We start from the raw sequence: 12,929 nt of genomic DNA on the forward strand, positions 1-12,929 counted from the left end.
ACAACAGGGGAGAAGGGGCTTGGTCGGAAAGCTACTGCGATGGTGCGGCAGAATCCTTCTGGGGGCCATGGTGCTTTCAATACTGCTGGTCACCCTGTTTCGTTTCGTACCGCTGCCCGGGTCGATGGTCATGCTGGAGCGCAAGACAACCGCCATCATCGAGCGCGAACCCCTGCCTCTCCAGTATCACTGGACGCCGTGGCGCTCCCTGTCCGATCAGGCAAAACTGGCCGTGATCGCTGCCGAGGATCAGAAATTTCCCTATCACTACGGCTTTGACCTCGATCAGGTGTATGCCGCCATCCAGTCCTGGAAGCAGGGCAACAGCCTGCGCGGGGCCAGTACCATCAGCCAGCAGACGGCCAAGAATGTCTTTTTATGGTCGGACCGCAGCTGGCTTCGCAAGGGGCTCGAGGTCTGGTTCACGCTCTTGATCGAGCTGATCTGGCCCAAGGAGCGCATTCTGGAGGTCTATCTCAATGTCGTGGAGTGGGATCGGGGCGTGTTCGGTCTGGAGGCGGCAGCACAGCACTATTACGGCATTGGTGCCAGCCAGGTGACGGCGGATCAGGCGGCCCGGCTTGCTGCCATTCTGCCCAATCCGCGCGGCTGGAGCCCGATCGCGCCCAGTCACCGCGTGGTACAGCGCAGCGCCTGGGTCAGACAGCAGATGCGACAGCTGGGCGGCACACGCTTTTTGCAGCGTCTATAGTGTGTTGCTGTCCGGACTTGACGGGCAGGGCAATAAAGCCTTTAAAATTAATTACATGAAGTAACAAAGCCAGTTGAACTTAATGTCTCGTGCGGCGTCATAATGACAGTACGCATGTATTGAAAAGCAAAGGTAAGTCAGGAGGATGTTCATGAAACGTTTCGCCGCAGTTGTTTCCGCATCGCTGGTCGCGACCGGCCTCGCTGCCACGCCAGCGCTTGCTGCTCAGGAGCAGCCGGCTCAGGGGGCTCAGGGCCAGCAGCAGTCACAGAACTTCAGCGATGAGCAGCTGCAGAACTTTGCCTCTGCTTCTCAGGAAATTGCAGGCATCTCTCAGGATTACACCCAGCAGCTGCAGGGTGCCGACGATGCCGACGCACAGCAGAGCATCCGTGAAGAAGCCAACCAGAAAATGGTTCAGGCCGTTCAGGACAACGACCTGGAAGTCGAGCAGTTCAACCAGATCGGCCAGGCCGTTCAGAACGATCCTCAGATGATGCAAAAGGTTCAGCAGATGGCTCAGCCGCAGCAGTAAGCCGCTCGCCATGCCATCAAGGGCCGCTTCCCCGGAAGCGGCCCTTTTTTGTGCCCGGTTTTCCCGCAAGTGACAGGGCACTGAAACAATCAGGATTCGAATCAACAGTATTTTTCTACTAAAGTCCCATCCCTGTTGGCTTAAGGCTAATAAAAGGCCGGTAATATTCAGGGATGATGACGGACGTATATGACGAATCAGCAAAGCTCCAGTGGGCTGGGGTATATTCTCAGGGTGTGCCTTGTAGCGTCACTGGGCGGTATATTGTTTGGGTATGACACGGCTGTCATATCAGGAGCGATCGGTTCGATCGCCGACTATTTTGCTCTTTCCCCCACACTCAAGGGGTGGGCAGTCTCCAGCGTGGTCATCGGCAGCATCTTCGGTGCGCTGGGAGCGGGCTATCTGGCCAACGTGCTGGGCCGTCGCACGACCATGATGTCTGCTGCCCTGCTGTTTCTTGTGTCAGCGCTGGGATCGGCACTGGCGCCCACCTTCTGGTTCTACATTATTCTGCGCCTGGTGGGCGGTGTGGCCGTTGGCGTTGCCAGTGTGGTATCCCCCATGTACATGGGCGAGCTGACGCCACAGAACTGGCGCGGCAGAACACTCAGCATGTTTCAGCAATCCGTGGTGGTCGGGCAGACGGTGGTCTTTTTCGTCAACTATCTGATTGCCCGCGGCGTGACCGAGCAGTGGCTGACCGACTACGGCTGGCGCTGGATGCTGGGCTCTGAGGCGATTCCGGCACTGCTCTTTGGCCTGCTGCTGTTTCTGGTGCCGGAGTCTCCGCGCTGGTGCGTCATGCGCGGCCAGTACGATCGGGCACGCCGTATTTTCAAACACTTTGTGGCGCGTGATGACATCGAGCCGACGATCGAGGAGGTGCGTTACTCACTGGATGAGGGCAAATCCACCGGTCGGCGCGCCATGAACCGCCAGCGCCGCAACGAGCGTCGCAGTTCCCGCAGCGCCCTCAGAAAGCCGGTGATGATGGGAATCACGCTGGTCGGCGTCTTTCTCTCTGCCGCACAGCAGTTTGCCGGCATCAATGTGGTGATGTATTACGCCCCGACCGTGCTTTCAGACATTACCGACAGCACCGACAGCGCGCTGCTGCAGACCGCCTGGATCGGCGTGGTGTTCGTCATTGGCAATTTCCTCGGCATGTATCTGATCGATCGGGTCGGACGTATCCCCCTGCTGACGATCGGCTCGATCGTGAGCGTGCTTAGTCTGGGCGTACTGGGCGGCGTCTTCTGGTTCGATATCAAGGGCTACACGGCCATGATCGCCATCATGCTCTATGTCATTTTCTTTGCGATCTCCTGGGGCTGCTGCGCCTGGACACTGCTGTCGGAAATCTTTCCCAACGCCATCCGCGGCGCGGGCATGGCGCTTGCCGTGGGCGCGCAGTGGACGGCCGGGTTTATCGTGGCGCAGACCTTCCCGATGATGCGCGGCAGTGAATGGCTCAACGAGGTGTTCAATGGGGCCTTCCCGTTCTGGCTGTTCGGCGCCTCTGCACTGGTTAGCATGTTCATCGTCTGGCGTTTCGTGCCGGAGACAAAGGGCGTGCCGCTGGAGAACATGGAGCAGTTGATGGGCGAGAAATTCCGCCGTGGCCGGGTCGAAAACTTCTCGCAGTATCGTGAAGGCCAGGTACAGCCAGCCTGATTGACAGCAGCGAAACGCATGAAAAAGGCCCCACTTCGGTGGGGCCTTTTTCATGTTTGAAAGGTGTTGGACAGGGCACTAGATGACCCACATCAGCATCAGGGGCAGGTAAATAAAGGACGTCAGCGTCGAGCACATGACCAGACTGGCGACAAACTCGGGGGAGCGTCCGGCCTTCTGGGCAAAGAGATAGTTATAGACGGCAATCGGCATGCACATCATGACCATCAAAATGCCACGTGTTTCCTCGTTCAGCCCCAGCAGGAGCCCCACGCCCTGGGCAATCAGACCGGCGACGACCACCCGGCCCAGTGCAAAGGCGAGCCCGGCTGACAGATTGCGGGCGCGAATGCTGGCCAGCGCCACGCCGAGCGTGATCAGCATGATGGGGATGGTCATGCCGGCCAGAAGCTCAATGCTGTTGGCGATCCATGCCGGCAGCGTGATCTGCCAGGCCATCAGCACGATGGCGATCACGCTGGCATGAATGGTGGGATTGGTCAGCATGCTCTTGACCGGGCGCGAGCTGCTGGTAATGCTGCCGACCACGAACTGGGCGATGGAGACAATGACAAACACGGCAATGGCCAGCGAGAATCCCTGGCCCTGACCAAAGGCATACATTGCCAGCGGCAGCCCCATATTGCCGGTATTGGGAAACAGCACCGGCGGCAGGATGACCTTCCAGTGAATGCGGGAGAGGCGCGCCACGATGACGCCCACAATCAAGAGCACCAGTAGACACAGCAGGGTGGCCCCGGCCATGCGCGAAAACGCGGAGAGTTCCACGTGCGTATCTGACAGCGCATCAATGATCAGACACGGCGTGCCCACGTTGAAGACCAGCTTGGTGACAAAGCCTGTCGGATAGGGCTGGCGAAAGCGCACCCAGAAATAACCGACGCCGGCACCGATCATGATGGGCATCATGACCGCCAGGAGTTGAGCAAACATAAGAAACCTTGAAGGCAGGAAGATCGTTAGACGATAGTCTATATATTCTCCCGGGATTCCACCGTCGCTTGCAAGTCGCCTTGAGTATGGAAAGCACTAGTCCCGGTACCTTTCGGGCAGCCGGACGGTCCGGCCGCGTCGCGTGGCAAGCCGACTGTCCTGGCCGAGCCGCTGCGCGCCATGACGGGCGTGACTGATCAAACCGGTCATCAGCACACGCTCGGGCATGTGGCGCCAGAAGCGCGACGGCATGCTGCGCACCATGGTTTTTTCATTGAGGCGGGCCGGGTTGAAGGTGCTGGCATAGTAGGCCAGCCAGAGATCCTCGGCGTCATCCGCCATCCCTGCCAGCGCCTGATAATCCTGCATGGTGAAGGCCCCGGTGTCGGGGCGCTCGATATGCCATTGCCGACCATCGCAGACGATGGCGCCCCCGGGGGTCATGATCAGCCAGCGATGCTGGCCCATGCGATCGATGAAGTGGCGGGCCGCGGCTTCCAGCACATCGTGACGCGGCTCGAACCAGGCGATAAATTCGGGCGCGTGCCGCTTTTCAGCATCGGCAGCTGACGGATGAAAGCGCAGAAAGGCGTGGATGTGGTGCACTTCATGGTTGACCGCCCTGACGCGCTGCTCGAGCACGGCGCCGTCGGCATTTCCTGCCAGCAGCGCCTCGCTTTCTCCCTGCGCCAGCCGCCAGACCACCCGATAGAGCAGCGCCCAGCGACACTCCTGATGAGCAGTGGGCCAGTAGTGCGAGGCGCACTCGAGCCGGCGCAGCGCCTGTCTGGAAAGTCTCAGGGCCAGTGGGGCGTCAGCAGGTGGCGGCAGTTCGGTATCGCTGCTGGCAAACAGATCACCTGCCGAGTCCTCGCTTTGCCACAGCACGTCTCCGGGAGGCACGCGCGCGGCCAGCAATCGACGAGCATGATCGCGCCAGCAGGCAAAATCGGTTCGTGTCATGTGCAGGGTGTACATCGTCATGGCAGCTCCTGAAAGACTAAAGCAGGGCCATCTGTGCCGGGGTTGATGTCTGCATCCGTGCCAGCAGCGCCTGGCGATCGAGTCCGGCCTGTCGGGGCCGGTAATCCTGCGTGGTAATGAAGGGCGAGAGCTTTTTCATGGAGCAGCCCAGCCGGGTCAGGTCACTGTAGCGAAGGCGTCGTTCGCGACGCAGGGTGTCAATCCGCCGCGCACTGGTGACCCCAATGCCCGGTACCCGGGCGATCATGTGCATGTCGGCACGGTCCAGATCGATGGGGAAGAGCTCGCGATGGTTGAGCGCCCAGGCAAGCTTGGGGTCAACGTCCAGCGACAGGTTGCCGGGACCGGTCAACAGCTCATCGGCGCGAAAGCCATAGCCGCGAATCAGAAAGTCCGCCTGGTAAAGCCGGTGCTCACGCAGCAGCGGCGGCGCCGTCAGCGGCACCGATGACGGGCTCTCGGGAATGGGCGAGAAGGCGGAGTAGTAGACCCGCTTGAGGCGATAGCGGCTGTAGAGCGACTGGACGTTGCCCAGGATGGTGTGATCGTCGGTGTCGTCGGCGCCCACGATCATCTGGGTGCTCTGCCCGCCGGGCGAGAAGCGCGGCGCTTTCGGCTCGGCGGTTGCTTCCTCCAGCCCGTCGCGAATGGTCGACATGGCGTGGCGGATGGTGTTGTCGCTTTTCTCGGGCGCCAGCCGTTTCAGGCTCTGGCTCGTGGGCAGTTCGACATTGACGCTGAGCCGGTCGGCATAAAGCCCCGCCTGACGGATCAGCTCCGGGGACGCATCCGGGATCGTCTTGAGATGAATATAGCCGCGAAACTGGTGGTCAACGCGCAGCGTTCGCGCGACCCGCACCAGCGCCTCCATGGTGTAGTCGTTGGAGCGAATGATGCCGGAGCTGAGAAACAGCCCGCTGATCAGATTGCGGCGATAGAAATCGAGCGTCAGCCGCACGATCTCATCCACGCTGAAACGCGCTCGGGGTACGTTGCTGGAGCGTCGGTTGATGCAGTACTGGCAGTCATACAGGCAGAAGTTGGTCATCAGGATCTTGAGCAGCGCCACGCATCGGCCGTCCGGCGTGAAGCTGTGACAGATCCCGTTGCCGTTGGTGGCGCCCAGTCCTTTCTGACCCTTTGATGAGCGTTGGGGGGCACCACTGCTGGCGCATGAGGCGTCGTATTTAGCGGCGTCGGCCAGAACGATCAGCTTGTCGGTGAGCTGCATGGGCGCTCCTTGATACTGTATTTGTATACAGTAATCATGATGCGCGGTCACAACAACTGAATTGCATTCATGCTGATGGCAAACGCTTTGAGCGACGCTGTCTAGCCCGGCGCCATACCTGCATCCGGCGTGACACTGGTGATGACGGCTGTCAGGGCATGATCGTCCAGGGTGGCGAAATCGCCGGTCAGGCGCGTGCCAGATGGCCATTCACGGCTGAGAGACCGATCCAGCGTCATGAGACACTGTCCCGACGCCGCGGCAGGGTCGATGGCTTCAACCCGGGCGTCATGAAAATAAAAGCGGGTGCCGGTCAGAGGGTAGAGTGCCTTGAAAAGGCTCTCCTTGAGCGAAAAGGTCAGGGTGACAAGGCGAGCGCGCTGATCCGGCGTCAGGGCGCCAGCGGCCTGCTGTTCAACCGGTGTGAGAATCGAGGCGGCCAGATAATCGGCGCGCTCGGGCGTCAGCCAGCGTTCGGCATCCACCCCCAGGCCCTGGTGGGCTGGCGCCGTGCCGACCAGCGCGGCGGCAAGGTCATGGGCATGGGTAATGGACCCCCGGGCCGGTACCGGCCAGTCGACCCGACGGTCGGCAAGACTGGGCAGGGCGCTCACATGAATATCAAGGGCGGCCAGGGCGTGACGGGCGCATACCCTGCCGGCCAGATATTCGGCGCGACGCTTGGCCACTGCCCGGGAGAGGCTGTCCGGCAGCGCCATGCCGAAAGCGGCAAAGGCACTGTCATCAAAGCGTTGAACGTCGAAGGCGGTCATGCTCAATCGCGCCCCGCGGGCCGGAGAGACAAAGGGCCAGCAGAAATGCGGGAGCGCGATGGCGTCAGACATGACAGGCAGGCGCTACAGTGACAGCAGGCCGACGACGATGCCGCCGAAAATCAGCCACTTGATCACGTAGTACAGGGTCTTGTTTTTCTTTTTAAGCCGCTTGCCGGCTTCACGGACCTTATAGATGTACTTGAAGGCGCGGTTGAGCCCGCCGGTATGATCGTTTTCATCATTGGGGGAGGCCGCAGCGGCCATGACGTTGCGGCTGAACCAGCGATTGACCGCCGCAGCCCAGCGATACTTCATGGGCCGCTCGATATCGCAAAACAGGATCAAACGGTTCTGTTCGGTATCGTTCTGGGCGTAGTGGATGAAGGTCTCGTCAAAGAACACCGCCTCGCCGTCGCGCCAGCTGTAGTCGATGCCGTCGACATTGATGCGGCAGCGGTCATCGTTGGGCGTGCGCAGCCCCAGGTGATAGCGGATCGAGCCGGCGTAGGGGTCACGGTGTTTCATCAGTTTGCTGCCGGCGGGCAGCTCGGCAAACATGGCGGCCTTTACACCCGGGATGCCGGCCAGAATCTCGGTCGTGCGCGGGCAGAGCTGGCGGGCCGATTCGTGGCTGTCGCCGTACCACTTGAGATAAAAGCGTTTCCAGCCGCGGCGGAAAAACGAGTTGAACCCGGCGTCATCCTTTTTGGCCGACCCCTTGATGTGATTTTCAAGCGTCAGGGCTTCATCGCGGATCTCTTCCCAGTGCGATGTCAGGGCCTCGATTTCCGGAAAATCCTCGGCCCGGTGATAGGGGCGGTCCGGTACTTTCGAAAACAGATACATGAAGCCATTGATGGGCGCCATGAAACTGGAATGATCCGACAGCTGGCGAAAGGGCTTGTGACGAACACGGCCACGAAAATGTACATAAAGAATGCTGGCCACGATCAGGGCCACGATTGTCCATTTGATCATAGCGATCTCTTGTTCCGATATGATCGCCGTTGGCTTCGGCGATGGTATTGGCTTCGGCGATGGTATTGGCTTCCAGACTGGCGGCGCAGTCTCGCATGTCCACAAGGGGGTGTCATTACGAAAGTCTGAGGGCAACCATCAGACGAGCCAATGATGACGGCGGTCGTTCCATCTGTCGACATGATTTGCAGACTAACGACTTGAAAGCGCCGCGGCAGGGCCCAATGTCGGTACGTGGATATCAAACGTTCACGGTCGATGACCGTGAAACCGTTACCCGGCGCTTTTCCGGCGCCATCCGACAGGAGGTCGCATGATTCCCGATATTGGTCTGGGCACGTATCGACTCAAGGGACAGGAGGTTATCGACTCGGTGACCACGGCGCTCGAGCTGGGATACCGACATATTGACACCGCTCAGGTGTATGGCAATGAAGCCGAAGTCGGACAGGCCATCGCCGACAGTAACGTGTCGCGTGACGAGATCTTTCTGACCACCAAGATCTGGACGGATCGCTTTCACCATGACGATCTGATCAAAAGCCTTGAAGAGAGTCTGGAAAAACTCGGTACCGACCATGTGGACCTGGTACTGCTGCACTGGCCCTCGCCGGACAATGAAGTGCCGGTGGCCGAGTCCATCGGGGCACTGGCCGAAGCGAAATCGCGCGGGCTGACCCGTGACATCGGCGTTTCCAATTTCACCATGGCCCAGATTGACGAAGCGCTGAGTGTTGAAGGCGGCGACCGGATCGTGACCAACCAGATCGAAGTGCATCCCTTTCTGGCCAACAAGGCGCTGGTCGATCACTGCAAGGAAAAGGGGCTCAGGGTCACCGGCTATATGCCGCTGGCGGTTGGCAAGGTGATGGAAGATGACACGCTCAAGCAGATCGCCGACAGCCACGGTGTGACACCGGCGCAGATCGCGCTGGCCTGGGTAGCGGCACGCAATATCGTGGTGATTCCCTCATCCACGAAGCGCGCGCACCAGCAGTCCAATCTGGACGCCATGACGCTCTCGTTGAGCGACGAGGAGATCGAGCGCATCAACGCACTTGACCGCAGTGAGCGCATCGCCAATCCATCCTTTGCACCAGCATGGGATGAGTGATGGTCTCGTCTCGACATTGCCTCGAGACAGGAAGGCATTTGGCTGAACGCCAGTAAAAGGGGCGCCCGATGGGCGCCCCTTTTGTCGTTAATAAAACACAGCCGGTCAGTGGCCTCAGGAGCTGAGCAGTGACGGATTGAGCGTCAGCATCTGCATCGAAAAGGCCGTCGGTGTTTTCGGCTTGCCGTCGGCATCGACGAAGTACAGCTCAAACCCTGTGCACTGACGTCGCGTCTTGCTGCCGTTGATGTAGCTGTTGAGATGCTTGAGACCGTCAAAGCGGATGCCCCGATCTTCCACGGTGACCTGAATCAGCGGGTTATCCAGCAGATACTCGGTCACCAGCTTGATCGTGCCTTCACTGGTCACTTCATTGGTCGTGAAGCACCCCAGCCCGCGGCTGAGCTTGTCCTGTCGCCACAGGAAATGCTGCGGTATGCCGGTGGTCAGCTTGACCTTTTCGCCCTTGATCATCATCTCGCTGACGCCTGTCATGCCTACCGTCGGTTTGCCGGCAGCGTTGCGGGTCAGGCTGTAGTGCTCATAGAGGTCGTCTCCCTTGGCGATGGAAATGGCGCCCGAGAAATCCCCCTTTTCATGGTCCTCGAGGGATAGCGGCCCGCCCTTGGTCCGCAGGGTGATTCCGCGAGGGGCGCCAGCGCTGTTTCTGCCAGCTTCAATGGCAAAGGTGGGCAGGTAGCACCACTTGTCGGCCTGCTGGACAATATTGTCGGGCGTGACGCGCATGGCCCGACCGGCAGAGTTCCTGACCACCATGGCACCGCCGTGGGTCGAGACGCCCCCCATGCGAGAGTCATTGAGCATGGAGCTGAAGACGTTCCGCCATCCCCAGGTCACCTTGTTGCCGGCTGCAAAGCAGTTCATGATCTGCTGGTAGCTGCTGCAGCGAATGGCCGGGTAACCATCCTCATCATCCGATTCATCGGAGGGTGCCACCAGCGGGACCTCGGCAGCCGTCCCCGTATCACGACGCCTTTCCCACCAGTTGCCGATAAAGTTGCAGTCGTAGATATGTGAGGCGACCAGCGCATCACCGCTCATGAATTCAAAGATATTGTCCTGAAAGGTCGAGCCATTGATCTGGCGACGGAAAACGAAGGCGTTGCCGCAGTTGTTGAACTCGTTGCGCAAAAAGCGCGCGGTAGTCGAATAGCTGTTCTTGCTGTCGTGACAGTAGAGACCGGAGCCTACCTGAATAAACACGCAGTCCTTGATCGTGAAGTTGACAAGGATTTCATCAACACTGATGGCTCGCCCGATATTACTGAAGTGAATGTTGCTGAAAACACTGTTGTAGCCATGGGCTTCAAAAACAGTCTTGTTGTCGCTTTCTCCCTGCCCCGAGATGTACATGTTCTCGACAATGGCGCCCTGGTTGCGAAACAGGGGGCCATCGATCTTGCTGCCCGGCCTGATATAGGCACCTCCATGCTGGTTTTCCCTGAAGCGGCCAGCACCACACATGTTCTTGCGGTTCAAATCAACCGTTTTGGCGATGACGTACGAGCCGGGCGGCACGATAACGGTGGCCACATCAGATGATGCCGCGGCATCAATAAAGGCTTGAGCGCTATCGATCTTGCCGGTGGCATCAGCGCCAAAGTCCAGAACGGTTTTTACGGCAGCTGTGGTCATGAGTATTCTCCAAAAATAACCATGTTGGGGTCGTTTCGTTATCCCTTTTGGGTAACTTGTAAACATGGTTAATCATTTGGTTAATACAGTCAAGCCTTAATTGCTTATTTTGGATAATTAAGGTTGCCGTGAACGATTAATCCTTCCAGGGCAACAGGTTGCCAATGTATGAGAGACGGTCACCGGCGCAGCATCATCTGTGCCATGACGACACCGATGATTCGGCAGTGGGGGCCCAGTGTCATGTACTGCTGTGCCCAGCCCCGATTGAGCGCCTTGAGCATGGGCGGCTGTCCGGGCTCCTCGATATAGCGCTTGAAGGTCGCCTCGGCACTGCCGTGCTCTTCACACTGTACGATCACATCATCCCCTGACATGGCCTGTACGTCCGGATCCACAAAGATCAGCGTCCCCGGCGGATAGACTTCCATCATGGACTCTCCGCGAACGCGCAGCACAAAGCAGCTCGGACCGCAGTTGGGCGGTCGCGGAAAGGATTCCTGATCGCCATGGTCGATGATGCTGGCCGAGGTTTCCGTCCAGGCGCCTGCCTGAACCCAGCTCAGCAGAGGGGCCATTCCATCCATGACAGGCGCCTGCTCGATGGTGCTGTCACTGCGTGATGGCATGGTGACCACGTTGTCGGAATGAGGCTGAGGCGCGTCATGCACGCTGTCCAGCCAGCCATCCTCCTTGCCGAAAGCCGCTTCAATGCGGCGCGCGAAATCATCACCGATATTGCGTGTGGCCTTGCTGCTCAGTACCCGGCTGGCCGCCGGCGGTTCAACCCCGACGCACTCGGCAAACGCCTTGTTACTGCCTGCCTGATCGCGCAGCGCGCGCGCATTTTCACGTCGTATTTCACTCACTCTCTGCATGACCGGCTCTCGTGGAAGAGTATTAAAACTTTTAAAATTATCCTTGATGGATAATTAATGCTCGCGCATACTCGGCTTTGTTAACCGATTGTGTGAATATTGTGCATCCGGTGACTGGATATTGCCATGTGAAAAGTCTACGGGTCCCGGTCTGCCAATGGTGCTTCACGCAGAACCCTGCACGCACGGAGATCTTTATGAACGAATCACAGCGCAGCAGCATCATCGTCGCCCTCATGAAACGCGAGGGCGGATTTGTTGACCACCCTGACGACCGCGGTGGCGCCACCAATTATGGCATTACGCAGCGCGTGGCTGCCGAGCATGGTTATAGCGGCAGCATGCGGGATCTGCCCCGGGCGCTGGCTGAAAAAATTTACCTGAAAACCTACTGGCATGCGATGCAACTTGATGACATCAGTGCGCGTGCGCCCGCACTGGCGATTGCAATGCTGGACTACGGCGTACACAGCGGCACCGGGCGTGCCGGACGACAATTACAGGAGGTGTTGAATGTACTGAGTAATAATGGAAGGCGCTGGAGCGCCATCAAGGTAGACGGTTGCATAGGAACGCAGACGCTAGGGGCAATGGACGCCATGCTCGAATGTCGCGGTGTTGATAGTGGCAATACACTCGCGAGTACCATCAATGCGCTGCGTCTGGCGTGGCTGGTCAATCTTGCACAACGCGATGTCTCTCAGCAGGCATTTGCCCAGGGCTGGATAGACCGTGTCGTCAGGCTCGAAGAGGCTATGTATGACATCGAATCTGGCACTGGACGAACCGGAGAGTCCGACAAACGACGAGGATCTCGTCATGGAATGGCGTGACGTCAGGCGACGTCTTGCCCGGGAAGCGCCCGAAGTGGCGCAGCTGTTTGACAGCCCCATGACCTGTGAGGCAGCAGGGGCCATTGTAGCGGCCACACTGGGCTGCTGGGAGGATACTTCCTCGCGGGCCGTACTGGCCGCGCTGGAAGAGCATCCGGAGTTGATGGAGCGCATCCTGCTGCTGGATGTCGAGCGAATTCGACTACAGCTGGGGGATATCAACCACAAAGCCTCTGCCTCGCAGTCGGTAGAGATTGCCGTAAAGGGGCTTTTCAACAATGACTGGCGAGCCGGCGTTGGCTGGACACTATGCGGCATGCTGGCGCTCATGTCTCTGGCCATCTGCATTACGGTCATCAGGTCACCGGATCGTATCCACGACTGTGTGGAGATCATGACCTGGCTGATCTTTTCGGCCAGCGGGATACTGGGCATCAACCTGCACGGCAACAGTGTCGAACGCCGTTCCATGATGGAGGAGAAGCAGATGGGGATGAATGATCGTGGTCCGGAGGCCATACCGCCACGACCCAGGGAAATGCAGGATTGAGAAGGTACCTTGTTGCACTTGAACGCCCGGCTATGCCGGGCGTTTTTGCGT

At 59.0% G+C, this 12,929-nt stretch carries 13 protein-coding genes; 6 read left to right on the forward strand and 7 right to left on the reverse strand.

All coding sequences use genetic code 11. From position 1 onward, the window contains the following. Nucleotides 1-67: 67 nt before the first annotated feature. The 3 genes from mtgA (at nucleotide 68) to M1D97_RS05975 (ending at nucleotide 2,924) form a co-directional block, all read left to right on the forward strand. Complete coding sequence (mtgA, locus tag M1D97_RS05965; RefSeq protein WP_456270182.1) at nucleotides 68-712, forward strand: monofunctional biosynthetic peptidoglycan transglycosylase; 645 nt, start codon at nucleotides 68-70, stop codon at nucleotides 710-712. 151 nt (nucleotides 713-863) lie between these two features. Then, nucleotides 864-1,247 carry a DUF4168 domain-containing protein gene (locus tag M1D97_RS05970; RefSeq protein ID WP_456269815.1) on the forward strand — a complete coding sequence of 128 codons (384 nt, stop codon included), beginning with the start codon at nucleotides 864-866 and terminating at the stop codon, nucleotides 1,245-1,247. A 189-nt stretch (nucleotides 1,248-1,436) separates the two neighbouring features. Next, nucleotides 1,437-2,924, forward strand: coding sequence for a sugar porter family MFS transporter (locus tag M1D97_RS05975; protein WP_456269816.1), 1,488 nt, complete (start codon nucleotides 1,437-1,439; stop codon nucleotides 2,922-2,924). 78 nt (nucleotides 2,925-3,002) lie between these two features. Here the strand turns inward: M1D97_RS05975 and M1D97_RS05980 are convergent, their stop codons facing one another. From M1D97_RS05980 to lpxO, 5 genes are all read right to left on the reverse strand, one after another. Further along, on the reverse strand, nucleotides 3,003-3,878 hold the full coding sequence (locus tag M1D97_RS05980; protein ID WP_456269817.1) for an AEC family transporter: 876 nt from the start codon (nucleotides 3,876-3,878) through the stop codon (nucleotides 3,003-3,005). Between the two features lie 96 nt (nucleotides 3,879-3,974). Continuing rightward, complete coding sequence (locus M1D97_RS05985) at nucleotides 3,975-4,862, reverse strand: TIGR03915 family putative DNA repair protein (protein WP_456269818.1); 888 nt, start codon at nucleotides 4,860-4,862, stop codon at nucleotides 3,975-3,977. 16 nt (nucleotides 4,863-4,878) lie between these two features. Further along, nucleotides 4,879-6,093, reverse strand: coding sequence for a putative DNA modification/repair radical SAM protein (locus tag M1D97_RS05990; RefSeq protein WP_456269819.1), 1,215 nt, complete (start codon nucleotides 6,091-6,093; stop codon nucleotides 4,879-4,881). Between the two features lie 101 nt (nucleotides 6,094-6,194). Continuing rightward, nucleotides 6,195-6,938 (reverse strand): 4'-phosphopantetheinyl transferase family protein, encoded by a 744-nt coding sequence (locus M1D97_RS05995; RefSeq protein ID WP_456269820.1) that lies wholly within the window; start codon nucleotides 6,936-6,938, stop codon nucleotides 6,195-6,197. Between the two features lie 12 nt (nucleotides 6,939-6,950). Further along, nucleotides 6,951-7,847: a lipid A hydroxylase LpxO gene (gene lpxO, locus M1D97_RS06000; RefSeq protein ID WP_456269821.1), complete on the reverse strand. Its 897-nt coding sequence runs from the start codon at nucleotides 7,845-7,847 to the stop codon at nucleotides 6,951-6,953. 313 nt (nucleotides 7,848-8,160) lie between these two features. Here lpxO and dkgB point away from each other — a divergent pair, with 313 nt between their 5' ends. Then, complete coding sequence (gene dkgB, locus M1D97_RS06005) at nucleotides 8,161-8,961, forward strand: 2,5-didehydrogluconate reductase DkgB (RefSeq protein ID WP_456269822.1); 801 nt, start codon at nucleotides 8,161-8,163, stop codon at nucleotides 8,959-8,961. A gap of 114 nt (nucleotides 8,962-9,075) precedes the next feature. Here dkgB and M1D97_RS06010 read toward each other — a convergent pair whose 3' ends face one another. Both M1D97_RS06010 and M1D97_RS06015 read right to left on the reverse strand, forming a co-directional pair. Further along, nucleotides 9,076-10,617, reverse strand: a complete 1,542-nt coding sequence (locus M1D97_RS06010; protein WP_456269823.1) for a hypothetical protein — start codon at nucleotides 10,615-10,617, stop codon at nucleotides 9,076-9,078. A 179-nt stretch (nucleotides 10,618-10,796) separates the two neighbouring features. After that, nucleotides 10,797-11,495, reverse strand: a complete 699-nt coding sequence (locus tag M1D97_RS06015; protein WP_456269824.1) for a LexA family protein — start codon at nucleotides 11,493-11,495, stop codon at nucleotides 10,797-10,799. Between the two features lie 197 nt (nucleotides 11,496-11,692). Here M1D97_RS06015 and M1D97_RS06020 point away from each other — a divergent pair, with 197 nt between their 5' ends. Both M1D97_RS06020 and M1D97_RS06025 read left to right on the forward strand, forming a co-directional pair. Next, nucleotides 11,693-12,328, forward strand: a complete 636-nt coding sequence (locus M1D97_RS06020) for a glycoside hydrolase family 108 protein (protein WP_456269825.1) — start codon at nucleotides 11,693-11,695, stop codon at nucleotides 12,326-12,328. Then, nucleotides 12,315-12,878 carry a hypothetical protein gene (locus M1D97_RS06025; RefSeq protein WP_456269826.1) on the forward strand — a complete coding sequence of 188 codons (564 nt, stop codon included), beginning with the start codon at nucleotides 12,315-12,317 and terminating at the stop codon, nucleotides 12,876-12,878. Before M1D97_RS06020 ends, M1D97_RS06025 begins: the two co-directional genes overlap by 14 nt. Nucleotides 12,879-12,929: the final 51 nt, after the last annotated feature.

This window comes from Kushneria sp. AK178 (genome assembly GCF_053903105.1).